The 13060-nt window shown below is 74.7% G+C and carries 14 protein-coding genes; 1 reads left to right on the forward strand and 13 read right to left on the reverse strand.

Translation table 11 applies throughout. The features are described 5' to 3' along the window. Position 1: 1 nt before the first annotated feature. Genes BM339_RS22395 through uraD form a run of 6 tightly spaced genes read right to left on the reverse strand, consistent with a single transcriptional unit; the run spans position 2 to position 4386 of the window. Positions 2 to 1351 (reverse strand): 8-oxoguanine deaminase, encoded by a 1350-nt coding sequence (locus BM339_RS22395; protein WP_177287753.1) that lies wholly within the window; start codon positions 1349 to 1351, stop codon positions 2 to 4. Beyond that, positions 1348 to 1833: a (2Fe-2S)-binding protein gene (locus tag BM339_RS22400; RefSeq protein ID WP_021594214.1), complete on the reverse strand. Its 486-nt coding sequence runs from the start codon at positions 1831 to 1833 to the stop codon at positions 1348 to 1350. Before BM339_RS22400 ends, BM339_RS22395 begins: the two co-directional genes overlap by 4 nt. Further along, positions 1833 to 2714, reverse strand: coding sequence for an FAD binding domain-containing protein (locus BM339_RS22405; RefSeq protein ID WP_021594213.1), 882 nt, complete (start codon positions 2712 to 2714; stop codon positions 1833 to 1835). The genes BM339_RS22400 and BM339_RS22405 overlap by 1 nt, the downstream gene beginning before the upstream one ends. Positions 2715 to 2728: 14 nt before the next feature. Further along, entirely contained in the window at positions 2729 to 3601 is an 873-nt protein-coding gene (gene pucL / locus BM339_RS22410; protein ID WP_075022116.1) for a factor-independent urate hydroxylase, read from the reverse strand. Beyond that, positions 3602 to 3916, reverse strand: coding sequence for a hydroxyisourate hydrolase (uraH, locus tag BM339_RS22415; RefSeq protein ID WP_021594211.1), 315 nt, complete (start codon positions 3914 to 3916; stop codon positions 3602 to 3604). Continuing rightward, positions 3913 to 4386, reverse strand: coding sequence for a 2-oxo-4-hydroxy-4-carboxy-5-ureidoimidazoline decarboxylase (gene uraD, locus BM339_RS22420; protein WP_021594210.1), 474 nt, complete (start codon positions 4384 to 4386; stop codon positions 3913 to 3915). Before uraD ends, uraH begins: the two co-directional genes overlap by 4 nt. 95 nt (positions 4387 to 4481) lie before the next feature. Here uraD and BM339_RS22425 point away from each other — a divergent pair, with 95 nt between their 5' ends. After that, positions 4482 to 5924: a PucR family transcriptional regulator gene (locus BM339_RS22425; RefSeq protein WP_075022117.1), complete on the forward strand. Its 1443-nt coding sequence runs from the start codon at positions 4482 to 4484 to the stop codon at positions 5922 to 5924. Positions 5925 to 5930: 6 nt separating this feature from the next. Here BM339_RS22425 and BM339_RS22430 read toward each other — a convergent pair whose 3' ends face one another. Genes BM339_RS22430 through BM339_RS22460 form a run of 7 tightly spaced genes read right to left on the reverse strand, consistent with a single transcriptional unit; the run spans position 5931 to position 12945 of the window. Continuing rightward, positions 5931 to 6791, reverse strand: coding sequence for an alpha/beta fold hydrolase (locus BM339_RS22430; RefSeq protein WP_021594208.1), 861 nt, complete (start codon positions 6789 to 6791; stop codon positions 5931 to 5933). A 37-nt stretch (positions 6792 to 6828) separates the two neighbouring features. Next, positions 6829 to 7563, reverse strand: a complete 735-nt coding sequence (locus BM339_RS22435; RefSeq protein ID WP_075022118.1) for a Clp protease N-terminal domain-containing protein — start codon at positions 7561 to 7563, stop codon at positions 6829 to 6831. Between the two features lie 49 nt (positions 7564 to 7612). Beyond that, positions 7613 to 8539 carry an NAD-dependent epimerase/dehydratase family protein gene (locus BM339_RS22440; RefSeq protein ID WP_075022119.1) on the reverse strand — a complete coding sequence of 309 codons (927 nt, stop codon included), beginning with the start codon at positions 8537 to 8539 and terminating at the stop codon, positions 7613 to 7615. Next, positions 8536 to 10041: a class I adenylate-forming enzyme family protein gene (locus tag BM339_RS22445; protein WP_075022120.1), complete on the reverse strand. Its 1506-nt coding sequence runs from the start codon at positions 10039 to 10041 to the stop codon at positions 8536 to 8538. Before BM339_RS22445 ends, BM339_RS22440 begins: the two co-directional genes overlap by 4 nt. Continuing rightward, complete coding sequence (locus tag BM339_RS22450) at positions 10038 to 11192, reverse strand: cytochrome P450 (RefSeq protein WP_075022121.1); 1155 nt, start codon at positions 11190 to 11192, stop codon at positions 10038 to 10040. The genes BM339_RS22445 and BM339_RS22450 overlap by 4 nt, the downstream gene beginning before the upstream one ends. Continuing rightward, positions 11189 to 11944: a glycosyltransferase family 2 protein gene (locus tag BM339_RS22455; RefSeq protein ID WP_021594203.1), complete on the reverse strand. Its 756-nt coding sequence runs from the start codon at positions 11942 to 11944 to the stop codon at positions 11189 to 11191. Before BM339_RS22455 ends, BM339_RS22450 begins: the two co-directional genes overlap by 4 nt. Then, positions 11944 to 12945, reverse strand: a complete 1002-nt coding sequence (locus tag BM339_RS22460; RefSeq protein ID WP_075022122.1) for a 3-oxoacyl-ACP synthase III family protein — start codon at positions 12943 to 12945, stop codon at positions 11944 to 11946. Before BM339_RS22460 ends, BM339_RS22455 begins: the two co-directional genes overlap by 1 nt. Positions 12946 to 13060 lie beyond the last annotated feature (115 nt).

A 13060-nucleotide genomic window follows, 5' to 3' on the forward strand; every position in this document is an offset into this window, starting at 1 on the left:
GTCAGAGCACCTCCTCCGCCGAGCGCATGAGGCGGCGGTGGGCCGCGGCGCCGCGCCGCCCGGCCTCGTCCTGCGGGACGGTGACGAGGGTGTCGCCGTCCACGACGGTGCGCCCGCCGACGAGGAGGCGCCGCAGCGGCGGCGTCGGCCCGAACGCGAACGCGACGACCGGGTCGTCGATGGCCGCCTGGAAGCCGTCCATCCGCCACAGCGCGATGTCGGCGAGCTTGCCGGGCTCCAGGGAGCCGATGTCGTCCTCGCGGCCGAGGCAGCGGGCGCCGCCGAGCGTCGCCATCTCCAGGGCCTGCCGGGCGGTCAGCGCGGCCGGCCCGTACCGGGCGCGCTGCATGTAGACGGCCTGCCGCAGCTCCCCCGCCAGCGGGACGAGCTCCGCCGACGCCGAGCCGTCCACGCCGAGCCCGACGGTCGCGCCCTCCTCCAGCAGGTGCGACACGCGGGCGATCCCGGAGCCGAGGCGCGCGTTGGAGCTCGGGCAGTGGGCCGTGCCGGTGCCGGTCTCCGCGAGCCGCTTGATGTCGGTGTCGTGCAGGTGGACGCAGTGCGCGAGCCACACGTCGGGGCCCAGCCAGCCGATCGAGTCCATGTACTCGGTCGGCGTCATGCCGAACTGCTCCGTCGTGTGCTCCTCCTCGTCCAGCGTCTCGGCGAGGTGGGTGTGCAGGCGGACGCCCTTGTCGCGGGCCAGCCGCGCCGACTCGACCAGCAGCTCCCGCGTGACGGAGAACGGCGAGCAGGGCGCGACGGCGACGCGGAGCATGGAGCCCGGCGACGGGTCGTGGTACCGGTCGATCGCGGCCTCGGTCTCGGCGAGGATCGTGTCGAGGTCCTCGACGACCTCGTCCGGCGGCAGGCCGCCCTGGGACGCGCCCCGGTCCATCGACCCCCGGCACGGATGGAACCGGAGGCCGATCTCCCGCGCCGACTCCACCTCCGCCGCGAACAGGTCGCCGCGCCCCTTCGGGAACAGGTAGTGGTGGTCGGTGGACGTCGTGCAGCCCGACTTGGCCAGCCACGCGAGCCCGGCGGTGGCGGCCCCGGCGACGACCTCGGCGTCCATCATCGACCACGGCCGGTAGAGCGTCGTCAGCCACTCGAACAGCGTGCTGTCGGTGGCCATGCCCTGGCTCGCCCACTGGTAGAGGTGGTGGTGGGTGTTGACCAGGCCCGGGGTGGCGAGGCAGCCGGTGCCGTCGACGCGGGCGGCGGCGCCCGCCGGGGCGGGACCCGCGCCGACCGCCGTGATCCGGTCGCCGTCGACCACGACGTGGCCGCGGGGGTACTCCTCCCCGGAGATCGTGACGACGTGCGCGTTCTCGATGATGAGCCTCATCCGGTGACCGCCTTCCGCGCGGCCGCGAGGCGCACCGCGTCGAGGATCTTCTCGTAGCCGGTGCAGCGGCACAGGTTCCCGGCGAGCGCCTCGCGGATCTCGGCGTCGGACGGCGCGGGGTTCCGCTCGATCAGGTCGTGCGCCTGGACGATCAGGCCCGGCGTGCAGAACCCGCACTGGACGGCGCCGGTCTCCACGAACGCCTCCTGGACGGGGTCGAGCCGCTCCTCCCCGGGCGGCCCCTCCGCGAGGCCTTCCACGGTGCGGACCTCCCGGCCCTCGGCCTGCCCGGCCGCGACCAGGCACGCGCACACCGGCAGGCCGTCCAGGTAGACGGTGCACGAGCCGCATTCTCCCTGCTCGCAGGCGTTCTTCGAGCCCGGGAGGCCCATCCGCTCGCGCAGCATGTAGAGCAGGCTCTCGCCCTCCCACACATCGTCCACGGCCTCCGCGGACCCGTTGACGACCACGTTCACCCGCATCAGGAGGCCTCCTTCCGTCCCGTGCTCCCCGCCCGGTGCTCGTTCCATGCCCACGTGAGGGTGCGGCGCGCCATCACCGCGAGGGCGTGCCTGCGGTAGTCCCCCGTCCCGCGGACGTCGTCGATCGGCGCCGCCGCCTCGCTGACCAGCGCGCCGAACCGCCGCGCGGCCGCGTCGGAGAGCGGGCCGCGCCCGTCCCAGTCCAGCTCGGCGGAGATGAACGCCTCCGCCTCGGCGGCGCGGCGGGGCGTCGGGGCGGCCGAGCCGAGGCCCGTCCCGGCGCGGCGCTCCGCCGGGTGCAGGGCGATCGCGAACGAGCAGACCGCGATGACCATCGCGTTCCGTGTGCCGATCTTGGAGAAGTACTGGGGGCCGGACGCGGGGGCCGTCCAGAACGCGCGGATCAGCTCGTCCGGCTCCAGCGCGTTGCGCTTCACGCCGGTGAAGAACTCCGCGGCCGGGATCATCCGGATTCCGCGCGCCGCCGACTCCGCCTCGATGACGGCGTCCCCGGCCAGCAGCGGCGGATGGGCGTCCCCGGCGGGCGACGCGGCGCCGAGGTTGCCGCCGGCCGTGCCCCGGTTGCGGATCTGCGGCGACCCGACCGTCCGGGACGCCTGGGCGAGGCCGGGCAGCCGGCCGCCCAGCTCGGCGATCAGCCGGGCGTAGGTGACGCCGGCGCCGACGCGCAGCCGGCCGTCCGCCATGTCCCAGTCGGCAAGCTCGCGGATCCCGGTGAGGTCGAGCAGCGCCTCCGGCCGGCGCGCGTCGAAGTTGATCTCGACCATGACGTCGGTGCCGCCCTGCACGGGCAGCGCGCCCGGCAGCCCCGCCTTGGCGGCGAGGGCGTCCTCCCAGGTCGGCGGTCGCAGGAAGTCCATGTCTCCAGGGTTCCTCACGTGAAGGCGGACGGGGCGTCCGGCGCGTCATCGGTCAGCACGGTGCCCTCGATCAGCCCGTACGGGCGGTCCGCGGCGAAGTAGACCTCGTTGTCGTTGTCCAGCCCGAACGGCTCCAGGTCGACGAGGAAGTGGTGCCTGTTGGGCATCGACAGCCGGATCTCGCAGATCTCCGGCCGCTCCTCCAGGATGCGGCGCCCCATCTGGTAGAGCGTCTGCTGGAGCGAGAGGCTGTGCGTCTCGGCGAACGCGCGCAGCAGGAGGTCGCGGGCGGCGGTGTAGGAGTCGTCCCAGGCAGTGTCCGTATCCGTGTCCGTGCCGCGGTGCCGCCACCGGGCCGTCACCGCCGTGGCGAGGACGCGGTCGTCGGTCGGCGCGAGCGTCGTGTACTCGTCCTGGACGAAGCCGTGGAACTCGCTGCCGGTCGAGTTGAGGACCACCAGGTCGGTGAGCCCGGAGACGACCGTCTCCGCCGCGGCGCCGGCGTGGACGAGCGCGGTCCGCACCTCGCCGCCGTCCCGGGCGAACGAGTGCCCGCCCGTGATCCGCCGCCAGCCGTACTCGTGGATCTCCACCCGCGCGTGGGTGATCGTCGGCTGCGAATCGACGAAGTAGCGGGCGAGCAGCAGCCCGAAGTCCTCGATGGAGGCGATCCCGTGCTTCTTCGCGAACGCGAACACGGTGTTCTTCTGGCTGTCGGTCGGCAGCACGGCCGCGTTGTCGCCGGTCAGATGCACGTCGTCCATCGCGCCGGAGAGGGAGACGCTGACGTTGACGTCCTTGATCCGGTGCGTGCCGCCGTCCCGCGTCACGCGGACGACGCGCGTCTCCGCCTTCCCGTAGCGGTTGGGCCCGAGCATGATCGCCATCTAGCTCCCCCGGTAGGTCGAGTACGCGAACGGGCTGATCAGCAGCGGGACGTGGTAGTGCCGCCCCGGATCATCGATCGTGAAGGCCACCGTGACCTCGGGGTAGAAGGCGGACAGTCCCGCCGTGTCGAAGGTGAGCCGGTGCACGCCCTCCTGCGGCAGCACGCCCCACTCCCTGATCCGGCCGTCGGCGTCGGTGCGGGCCTCGGCGAGCGTCGTCCAGCCGCCGCCGTCGTCCCGCCGGTCGAGCCGCACGGCGACCCCCTCGGCGGGCAGCCCCTTCGCGGCGTCGAGCACGTGCGTCGACAGGCTCATGTGAGTTCCTCCACCAGTTTGGCCAGGCGCAGATCGACGATCTTGGCCAGTTCCCCTCGGACGACCTCCCGCTCGGTCTCGGCGTCGTTCCCCAGCCGCGCCAGCAGCTCCCCGAGCATCTCCCGGGCCGGGCGGCCGGACGCGCAGATCAGGAACACGTGCCCGAAGCGCTCCTCGTAAACCCGGTTGCCCTCGACCAGGGCATGCCGGACGTCCGGGGCGGCGCCGCCCATCCCGGACTGCTCGCCGCGCGACCAGCCCGCCTCCCGGGCGTCGCCGCCGGCCCGCTCCCCGATGCGCGGATGGGCGGCGAGCGCCTCCTCCACATCGGCCCACCCGAGATCGTCCAGTGCCCGCCGCGAGGCCGCGCGCAGCGCGCCGAAGTCCGCGTAGGCGCGTCCGGCGAGGGCCCCGACCCAGCGGCGGGACGCGCAGCACGCCGCCAGGTCCTCGGTACCAGGTTCCAGCACGCCAGCAGTACACACAGCGGCCCGGCGGCCCGTCGAGGGGCAGGACGTCCGAATTGTCCTCGTCGCCGGACGGGGCCTTTTGTAGGTTGCTCCATATGAAGCTGCGCTCGCTGCTCTCCATGCCCGGGCTGCGGCTGGAGGTCGTCACCGGGGAGGAGGAGCTGGACCGGCCGATCCGGTGGGTCGTCACCACCGACCTGCTCGACCCGGGCCGCTACCTGCGCGGACGCGAGCTGGTGCTGACCGGGCTGGTCTGGCGGACGGGCCCCGCCGACTCCGAGGCGTTCGTCCGGGCCCTCGCGGGCGCGGGCGTCTCCGGCCTCGCCGCGTGGGACCTCGCGCTCGGCGCCATCCCCGGCGACCTCGTCGAGGCGTGCCGCCGCCACCGCATCCCGCTGTTCAAGGTCCCCGAGGACGTGGCGTTCGCGACCGTGACCGAGGAGGTCGTCCGGCACCTGTCGGGCGCCCGCGCCGCCGACCTGACCGCCGTCCTCGACCGGCACCGGCGGCTGGTCGAGGGCACCGGGCTCGGCGCCGTCCTCGACCTGGTCGGCCACTGCCATGTCCTCGCCCCGACCGGCCGCGTCGTCGCCGGGCCGCCGCCGACGGATGCCGCCGCGCTGGCGCGGGCCTTCCTCACCGCGCCGCGGCTGCCGCACCACGTCCCCGCCCTGGACATCTCGGTCCTGCCCGTCGGCCCGGACGGCACGCCCCGCGCCGCCGACTGGTTCATCGCGCTCGACGGCGACGCCGCCGGCTGGCCCGAGGAGCGGCACGCCCTCGCCGGCGAGCTCGCCGCGATCGTCGCCCTCGAACGGGCCCGGCTGCGCGCCGAGGACCGCTCGTCCCAGGAGATCGTGGACGCGGCGTTCGCCGGGGACCCCGTCGCGCCCGGCCGGCTTTCCTTCCCCGTCGTCGCCGTCGCGGCCTCGACGGAGGGGGCGCTGCGTCCGGGCGAGCTGCGCACCGTCCTGGCCGAGGCCGTCCCCGGGCCGCAGCCGGCGGTCGGGATGGTGGACGGGGAGGCCGTCGCGCTCGTCCCGGCCACCGGGGAGGACGTCGCCGCCGCCGTCCAGGACGCGCTCGACTTCCTGTCCCCGGGGCTGCCGGAGGGCGGCATCGCCGCCGGCGTCAGCGACCGCGCCGGCGCGTCCGGCCTGCGCGGCGCCATCGAGGAGGCCCGCTACGCGCGCCGCCTCGCCGCGACCCGCCCCGCGCCGGTCCGCGTCGTCCGGCACGACGAGCTCGCGACGCACGTGCTGCTGCTCGCCAGTGTCCCCGACGACGTCCGCCAGATGTTCCGGGTGCGGCTCCTGGACCCGCTGCGCGACTACGACGAGGTCCACGGCTCCGACCTCGTGCGCACCCTGGAGACGTTCCTGCAGAACTCGGGGTCCTGGACGCGGTGCGCCGAGCAGCTGCACCTGCACGTCAACTCCGTCCGGTACCGCATCCAGCGCATCCAGGACCTCACCGGCCGCGACCTCTCCCGCCTGGAGGACCGGGTCGACTTCTTCCTGGCCCTCCGCCTGTCCTGACGCCGTTCAGGAGGTGTGGCGGAGCAGGGCCGGGACGAACGTGTCCCACGTCCGGCGAGGAAGTTCGCTGCCCGTGCCGGGGAGGACGAGGAGCTCGGCGTCCGGGATCTCGGCGGCGAGGGCCCGGCCGTTGCCCAGCGGGAAGAAGGGGTCGTCCTCGCCGTGGACGACGAGGGTCGGCGCGGTGATGCCGGGCAGCCGCTCGCGCCACCGGTCGCCGCAGTCCAGGGCCGCGAAGACCGTCCCCATCTGGTTCGCGCGGTGCGCCTTGCCGGGGTCGGCGCCGGTCCGCGTCCGGTCGTGGATCCGTTCGATGGCGGAGCGGGCCTCGGCCTCGTCGAAGGCCGGGCCCGCTCGGTGCCGGGCGCCCTCGACCATGAACGCGACCACGGACTCGCGGTCGCTCCAGTCGACCTCCGTCATCTTCATGAAGTGCGCCATCATCTGGGGCGCGTGGTCGGGCAGGTCCTCGTCGCTGGGTCCGGGGGCGGTGGGCCGGGTGGCGACCAGGGTGAGCGTGGTGACGCGGCCGGGGTGGTCCAGGGCGAGGAGCTGGGCGATCCAGCCGCCGGGCCCGAAGCCGGCGACGTGCGCGGCCGGCAGGTCGTGGGCGTCGAGGACGCCGGCGGCGTCGTCGACGAGGTCGCGCAGCGTGTAGCCGGGTGCCTCGGGGTCGCCACCGGCGGAGCCCCCGGTGTCGCGCAGGTCGTAGCGGACGACGAACCGCCGCAGCTCGGCGAGCAGCTCGCAGAGCTCGTCCGGCCAGGTGAGCATCGTGTTCCCGATCAGCAGGATCGGCGCCCCGGCCGCGTCACCGAACGTCTCGGCGCACAGCTCCACCCCGTTGGCCTTGATGAGTTTCTCCATGACGGGTCGGACCGCGGCCGGACGCGGAACTCATCGGTCAGCCGCCCTCCTTCTGGGCGGTGATGGCGGCCAGGGCCTCGACGATGTTCGCCTCGGCGGCGGCCTTGCCGATGCCCGCCTCCGACAGGACGCCGGTGCCGTTCTCGAACTCCAGGAGGGCGAGGAGGAGGTGCTCGGTGCCGATGTAGTTGTGGCCGAGACGGAGGGCCTCGCGGAACGTCAGTTCCAGGGCCTTCTTGGCGTCCTGGTCGAAGGGGATGAGTTCGGGGAGGTCGTCGCCCGACGGCGGGAGGGCCGCGGTGGCGGCCTGGCGGACGGTGTCCAGCAGGACGTCCTGGGCGACGATCGCCCTGGAGGCGAGCGAGTCGCGCTGCGTGATCATGGCGAGCACGAGGTGGGCGGGGGCGATCTCGGCGTTCCCGGCGGCGCGGGCCTGGCTCATCGACTGCACGACCACCTGGCGGGCCCGGTCGGTGTAGCGGGAGAAGCCCTGGGACGGGTCGAGGTCGGGGCCCGATCCCTTCGGGACGAACCGCTTCTGGGCCGCCTGCTTGGTGACGCCCATGCTGGTGCCGATCTCGGTCCAGGAGGCGCCGGAGCGGCGGGCCTGGTCGACGAAGTGGCCGATGAGGTGGTCGGCGACCTCGCCGAGGTGCTCGGCGGCGAGGACCGCGCTGCTCAGCTGTTCGAGGGCGTCGGTGTGGACCTTCTTGATGGCGTTGATGAGGTCGTCCAGGCGGACCTGGACGGCCGGCGGTGTGGGTTCGGACATGCGTCAACCATAGGTTGACGATCCTGGATCGTCAACCCAAGGTTGACGCTCACCAGCCGGCGGCGCCCGCGAAGGACGTCGGAGCCGGGTCGTAGCCGAGCTCCTCCCTGGCGGCGGTGACGTCGAGGGTGCGTTCCACGGCGAGATGGCCGATCGCGTAGCGGGTGATCCGCGGGGGCTCGGGACGGCGGGCCAGCAGGTACGCGCCTTCGGCGACCGCGGCGAGCGGGCGGGCGACGCGGGCCGGGACGTAGACGGGACGGGCCCGGACGCCGCGCTCCCGGAGGATCTCCCGGAACGCGTCGTCGAGGACGACCGGTTCCGCGTCCGCGACGTTGAAGACGCCCGAGGTCACCGGGCCGGTCGCGGCGAGGACGCAGGCCCGCGCGAGGTTGCCGGACGAGGTGAGGCTGACGAACCGGCGGCCCGTCCCCGCGGCGAGCAGGATCGGGCCGCGCACGGCCGACAGGACGCGCGGCAGGAGCGTCGTGTCGCCGGGCCCGTAGACGGCGTGCGGGCGCAGGACGATCGCGCCGCGGGCGGCGGCCAGCCGTTCGGCGGCGGCCTTGGACGCGCCGTAGGCGTTCATGTAGCGGCGCACCGGGGCCTCGTCCTCGCGCGCCATGACGCTCGGACGGTACGGGTCGTACACGCTGGCCGTGCTGACGTGCACGAACCGGGCGCCCGGAAAGGTCGCGAGGGCGTTGCGGGTCCCGGTGAGGTTGGCGGCGAACAGGACGGCGGCGGGTCCCCAGTCGGTGGCGCTTCCCGCGCAGTGGACGACCGCGTCGACCCCGGGCGGATCGGCGAGCGGGCCGTGCGCGAGGTCCCACGACCGGTAGCCGGCGCCGCCCACGTGCGCGGGGTCCACGGCCGGACGGCGGCCGAACGCGTAGGTCGTGACGCCCTCGGACGCGAGCGCCCGGCACACCGCGCCGCCGACGAACCCCGAGGCGCCCGTCACCGCGATCCTCATGGCGCCACCAGGTCGCGGAGCCGGTCGCGGTCGAGCTTGCGGGTGCGCCCGGAGCGGGGCAGCCCGTCCAGGACGACGATGCGGTCCGGCAGGGCGTCGTGGTCGATGACGTCGGGGAGCGCCCGCCGGAGCCTGGCGGGCAGGTCGCCGGGTCCGACGACCGCCAGGACCACCTCCTCGTCCCCGGTCCGCGGGTCCGGCACGCCCACGATGGCGGCCTCGGTCACGTCGGGGAGGGCCGCGATCGACGGTTCGTACAGGCCCGGGTAGAGGTTGAACTTGCCGCGGATCAGCATGTCCTTCTTGCGTCCCACGAGGACGAGGCGGCCCTCGTCCAGCCGGGCGAGGTCGCCGGTCGGCAGTTCGCGCGAGGGTTCGGCGCCGAGGTAGCCGCGGCACAGGTTGGGGCCGGACAGCAGCAGCTCGCCGTCGTCCGCGAGCCGCGCGCCGACACCGGGCAGCGGCGCGCCGAGCAGGTCGCCGGGCGCGGCGTGCGCGAGCTTCTCCTCCGCCGACGCGATCGCCACCGGCAGGATCTCGGTCATCGCGTACACCGACAGGACCTCGGAGGACGGGGCCGCGGCGACCGCGCGCCGCAGGATCGCCGCGGGCGCCGGGGCCGCCCCGAGCAGCACGTACCGGACGGACGGCGGCAGCTCGCCGCACGCGTCCAGGATCTCCGCCAGGTGGACGGGGACGCAGAACGTGTGCGTGGCCTCCCGTTCCCGCATCAGCCGGGCGAAGTCGGCGGGCGGGCAGGACAGCGGCGGCATCGACCAGCGGGCGCCGGCGATCAGCGTCGGCAGCCCCAGCATGAGCTGGTCGGTGTGGACGACGTCGCCCGGCCCGAGCGGCAGCCGGGCCCGGAACAGGTCGAGCGCCGCGGCGAGGGACGCCTGCGTGTGGACGACCGCGCGGGGGTTCGCCGTCGTCCCGGAGGTGAAGATCACCGCCGCGGGCGCGTCCGGGTCGGGATCGCCGCCGGGTTCGGGCGCGTCTCCCCGGATCAGCCGCGCGAGCGACAGCGCCTTCCCGGGCACGCCCGGCAGGCGGCGGCCGACGTACACGTGCCGCATCGGGCCTTCGCCCGGGACCCGCAGGTCGGCGAGGTTCGGCAGGAGCAGCCCGCGCCGCCGCGCATACGCCCGGACGGGCCGGAGCCTGCTCCCCGCGTACAGCACCGATTCCGCGGCCGACCAGCGCGGGCGCGCCAGCCGCAGCCGCGCGGTGAACATCTCCGGCCCCGCCCCGGGATCGGCGAAGACGACCACGCCCCCGGCCGCGACCACGCCCAGCGCGAGGACCAGCGACTCCGGCGACGGCCGCACCGAGAACAGCACCCCGTCGCCCGCGCCGAGCCCGCCGGACAGCAGCCCGTGCCGGACGGCGAGCACCTGCCGCCGCAGTTCGCCGTACGTCAGTTCCGCGCCGTCCCCGGAGACCAGCGCGACGGCCCCGGGCGTCCGGCCCGCCTGGTCGAGGAGCCGGCGGACGAGGGTCATGGCGCGTCCCCCTTGCGGACGGTCAGGTACCGGTACGTGGGGATCAGGACGTTCCGCGCGGCGGCCCGCCCGGTGACCACGAGCGGCGCGGCGGCGAGCAGCGTCCGGGCGACCAGGCGGATCTGGGCCATGGCCAGCGGGTACCCGATGCAGAAGTGCGGCCCGGCGCCGAACCACAGGCGGCGCAGCTCGGGCGGGTGCGGGCGGTCCAGGTCGAACGGGCCGTGCGCGCGGCAGCAGTTGTGCGTGGCGATCAGGACCCGCTCGCCGGGACGGACGCGGACGCCGCCCGCCGTCGCCGGACGGTGCACGCTGCGCAGCATGACCGGCGTCGGCGTCGTGACCCGCATGGCCTCCTCGACGGCCCGGTCGAGCAGCGCGGCGTCACCGGCGACGCGGAGCAGCTGCCCGTGGTCGGCGAGGAGCGCGATCAGGCGGGGCAGCAGCGTGGCGACCGTCTCGGTGCCGGTGAGGAAGAACGCCCCGGCCGCGCCGCGCGCCTCGTCCTCGGACAGGCCGAGGGCCCGCATCCGGCCCATGACCGTGGCCTCGTCCCCCGCCAGGTAGGACTTCGCCGCGATGTCGCCGAGCGGGTCGAGGACCGCGCGGGCGCGCCGCACCTGGGACGGCGACAGCCGGCGCGTCCGCAGCGACACCGTCGACACGACCCGCTCGCCCTGCTCGAACAGCTCGCGGTAGGCGTCCTCGGTGCCGCCTTCGAGGCCGATGACCTCGCCGATCACGGTCCCGGCCATGACGCGCGCCGCGTCCACGAGGTCGAGGGTCGCGCCGCGCTCAAGGCGGCCGGCCAGCCGCTCCAGCGGCCCGGCCAGCACGCGGGTGCACAGCGCCTCGGTGTAGGACGGGACGAACAGGTCGGTCAGCCGCCGCCGGAGGGCGCGGTGCGCGGCCCCCTCCATGTTCAGCAGGACCGACGGCCCGAGCACGGGCGTCCACAGGTCGCCGGGCGAGCCGGGCCCGTCCTTGCGGAACGTCTCGCCGTCCATCAGGACCTCGCGCGCCACCGAGGCGTCGTTGACGACCACCCCGACCCCGGGCACCCGGACGGCCGGGCCGCGCCGGGCGACCGCGCGCAGCAGCGGATACGCGACCGGGTGCGCGGTCAGGTAGAGCCGCTCCTCCCAGTTCACCGGATGTCCACGACGTCGGGGCGGTAGCGGTGGTCGGCGTACCAGCCGAGGGTCCTGACCAGGCCGAACGCGCGGAGCCGCCGCACGGACCCGTAGACGATGACGTCCTCGCGCAGCCCGTAGGCGTCGGTGACGTGGCGGACGCGGTTGACGAGCGCGCGGTCCTCGTGGACGTCCTCGATGCGCGTGCGCGGGAAGCCGCCGGCCCGCGTGTACAGGTCCGCGGTGATCGCGAGGTTGCAGCCCGGCATCATCACGTAGGGGCCGAGGTAGAGGGGGTCCTGGTTGCCGGGGCGGAACCGCCCGAAGAGCGCCGCGACGTCGATGACGGCCGGGAGCAGGCGCCGCTCCCAGAACTTCAGCGGGAACTCGTCGGTGCGCGGGAGCAGCGGCCCGGACACCATCTCCAGCCCGTCGCCGAACGCCCGCTTCACCGCCGCGACCCACCCGCGGTGGGGCAGGCAGTCGGCGTCGGTGCGGGCCACGTGCGCGGCGCCGGCGGCGATGGCGTGCCGGACGCCGGTGTCGGCGGCGGCGCCGGTCCCCTTCTCCGGCTCGTGGACGATCCGGACGTCGAAGGGCGGGTCCCCGGCGGCGAACTCCTTGACGACCGTGGCGGTCCCGTCGGTGCTGCCGTTGTCGACCACGACCAGGGTGAACGCGGTGTCGGTCTGCTCGGCGAGCCGGCGCAGCGTCGCGCCGATCGACCGCTCCTCGTCGTAGGCGGGGACGACGACCCACAGGCCCGCCATCACAGCTCCGCGAACATGACGCCGAGGCTGACCCCGCCGGCGAGGCCGATCAGCGCGATCCTGTCTCCGGGCCCGCAGCGTCCCTCGGCGCGCGCGGTGGCGATCTGCAGCGGGAGGCTCGCGGACGCGACGTTGCCGTGTTCGGGCAGCGTGACGACCAGCCGGTCGGGCGGGATGCCGAGGATCGAGCGCAGCACCTCCATGTACGGCAGCGTCACCTGGTGGACGGCGACGACCGCGAAGTCGTCCCAGGTGAGTCCGGTCTTGTCCAGCGCGGTGGTGAAGATCTCCGGGCCGTTGACGACGAAGGCGTCCTTGAGCCGCCGCCCGTCGCCGCTGAAGTAGGTGTACTCAGGGTCGCGCGGGTGCATCGAGCCGCCGGCGGGCAGCGTCCCGATCCGCCAGGCGCTGGAGACGGCGGCGAAGTCGCGGTAGAAGATGCCGCCGTCCGGGGCGGCCTCCACGAGCACCGCGGCGCCGCCGTCGGAGAGGGTGTAGCCGGCGAAGGCGTCCACGAACTGGGCGCGGTCGCGGACGCTCCAGCGGATCGCGCGGGACGGGCTCTCGCCCGTGCAGACCAGGACGCGCTCGTGCTGCCCGGTGCGGATGAGCGCGTCCGCCATCTGCAGCCCGTTGAGGAAGCTGTTGCAGGCGTTCTTGACGTCGAAGACCGGGCAGGTCGCGCCGAGCTTGGCGGCGACGATGTGCGCGGTCGCGGGCTCGATGAGGTCCTGCGAGGCCGATCCGAAGATCAGCAGGTCGAGGCCGGCCGGGTCGGCGGCCCGGTCGGCGAGGGCGCGGCGGGCGGCGGCGACGGCCAGATCGGACGCCTGCTCGCCGTCGGGCATGACGTGCCGGGCGCGGATCCCGGTCATCCGCTCGACGATCGTGGGGCGCGGCCGGAATCCGGGGCTCTCGGCGGCGACCCGGGCCTCGACCTCGGCGCTGCTGACCGTCCGCTCGGGCAGGTGCGCGGCGACGGCGGTGATGCGGGCTCTCATGGGCTGGGGTTCCCCCGGTTCCTCGTGCTCGGTGTCCGGCCAGACTCGCCGAACCCGGACGCTCCCGATCAGGGAGACCCTACGGAACATGGAGCGGGCGTTGTACCCGGTTCGT

The organism is Actinomadura madurae (assembly GCF_900115095.1).
Lineage (GTDB): Bacteria > Actinomycetota > Actinomycetes > Streptosporangiales > Streptosporangiaceae > Spirillospora > Spirillospora madurae.

Excerpts from the sequence above, each read along its gene's own strand:
- BM339_RS22395 (WP_177287753.1), bottom strand. The coding sequence starts at position 1,351 with ATGAGGCTCATCATCGAGAACGCGCACGTCGTCACGATCTCCGGGGAG.
- BM339_RS22400 (WP_021594214.1), bottom strand. The coding sequence starts at position 1,833 with ATGCGGGTGAACGTGGTCGTCAACGGGTCCGCGGAGGCCGTGGACGAT.
- BM339_RS22405 (WP_021594213.1), bottom strand. The coding sequence starts at position 2,714 with ATGGACTTCCTGCGACCGCCGACCTGGGAGGACGCCCTCGCCGCCAAG.
- pucL (WP_075022116.1), bottom strand. The coding sequence starts at position 3,601 with ATGGCGATCATGCTCGGGCCCAACCGCTACGGGAAGGCGGAGACGCGC.
- uraH (WP_021594211.1), bottom strand. The coding sequence starts at position 3,916 with ATGAGCCTGTCGACGCACGTGCTCGACGCCGCGAAGGGGCTGCCCGCC.
- BM339_RS22425 (WP_075022117.1), top strand. The coding sequence starts at position 4,482 with ATGAAGCTGCGCTCGCTGCTCTCCATGCCCGGGCTGCGGCTGGAGGTC.
- BM339_RS22430 (WP_021594208.1), bottom strand. The coding sequence starts at position 6,791 with ATGGAGAAACTCATCAAGGCCAACGGGGTGGAGCTGTGCGCCGAGACG.
- BM339_RS22435 (WP_075022118.1), bottom strand. The coding sequence starts at position 7,563 with ATGTCCGAACCCACACCGCCGGCCGTCCAGGTCCGCCTGGACGACCTC.
- BM339_RS22440 (WP_075022119.1), bottom strand. The coding sequence starts at position 8,539 with ATGAGGATCGCGGTGACGGGCGCCTCGGGGTTCGTCGGCGGCGCGGTG.
- BM339_RS22445 (WP_075022120.1), bottom strand. The coding sequence starts at position 10,041 with ATGACCCTCGTCCGCCGGCTCCTCGACCAGGCGGGCCGGACGCCCGGG.
- BM339_RS22455 (WP_021594203.1), bottom strand. The coding sequence starts at position 11,944 with ATGGCGGGCCTGTGGGTCGTCGTCCCCGCCTACGACGAGGAGCGGTCG.
- BM339_RS22460 (WP_075022122.1), bottom strand. The coding sequence starts at position 12,945 with ATGAGAGCCCGCATCACCGCCGTCGCCGCGCACCTGCCCGAGCGGACG.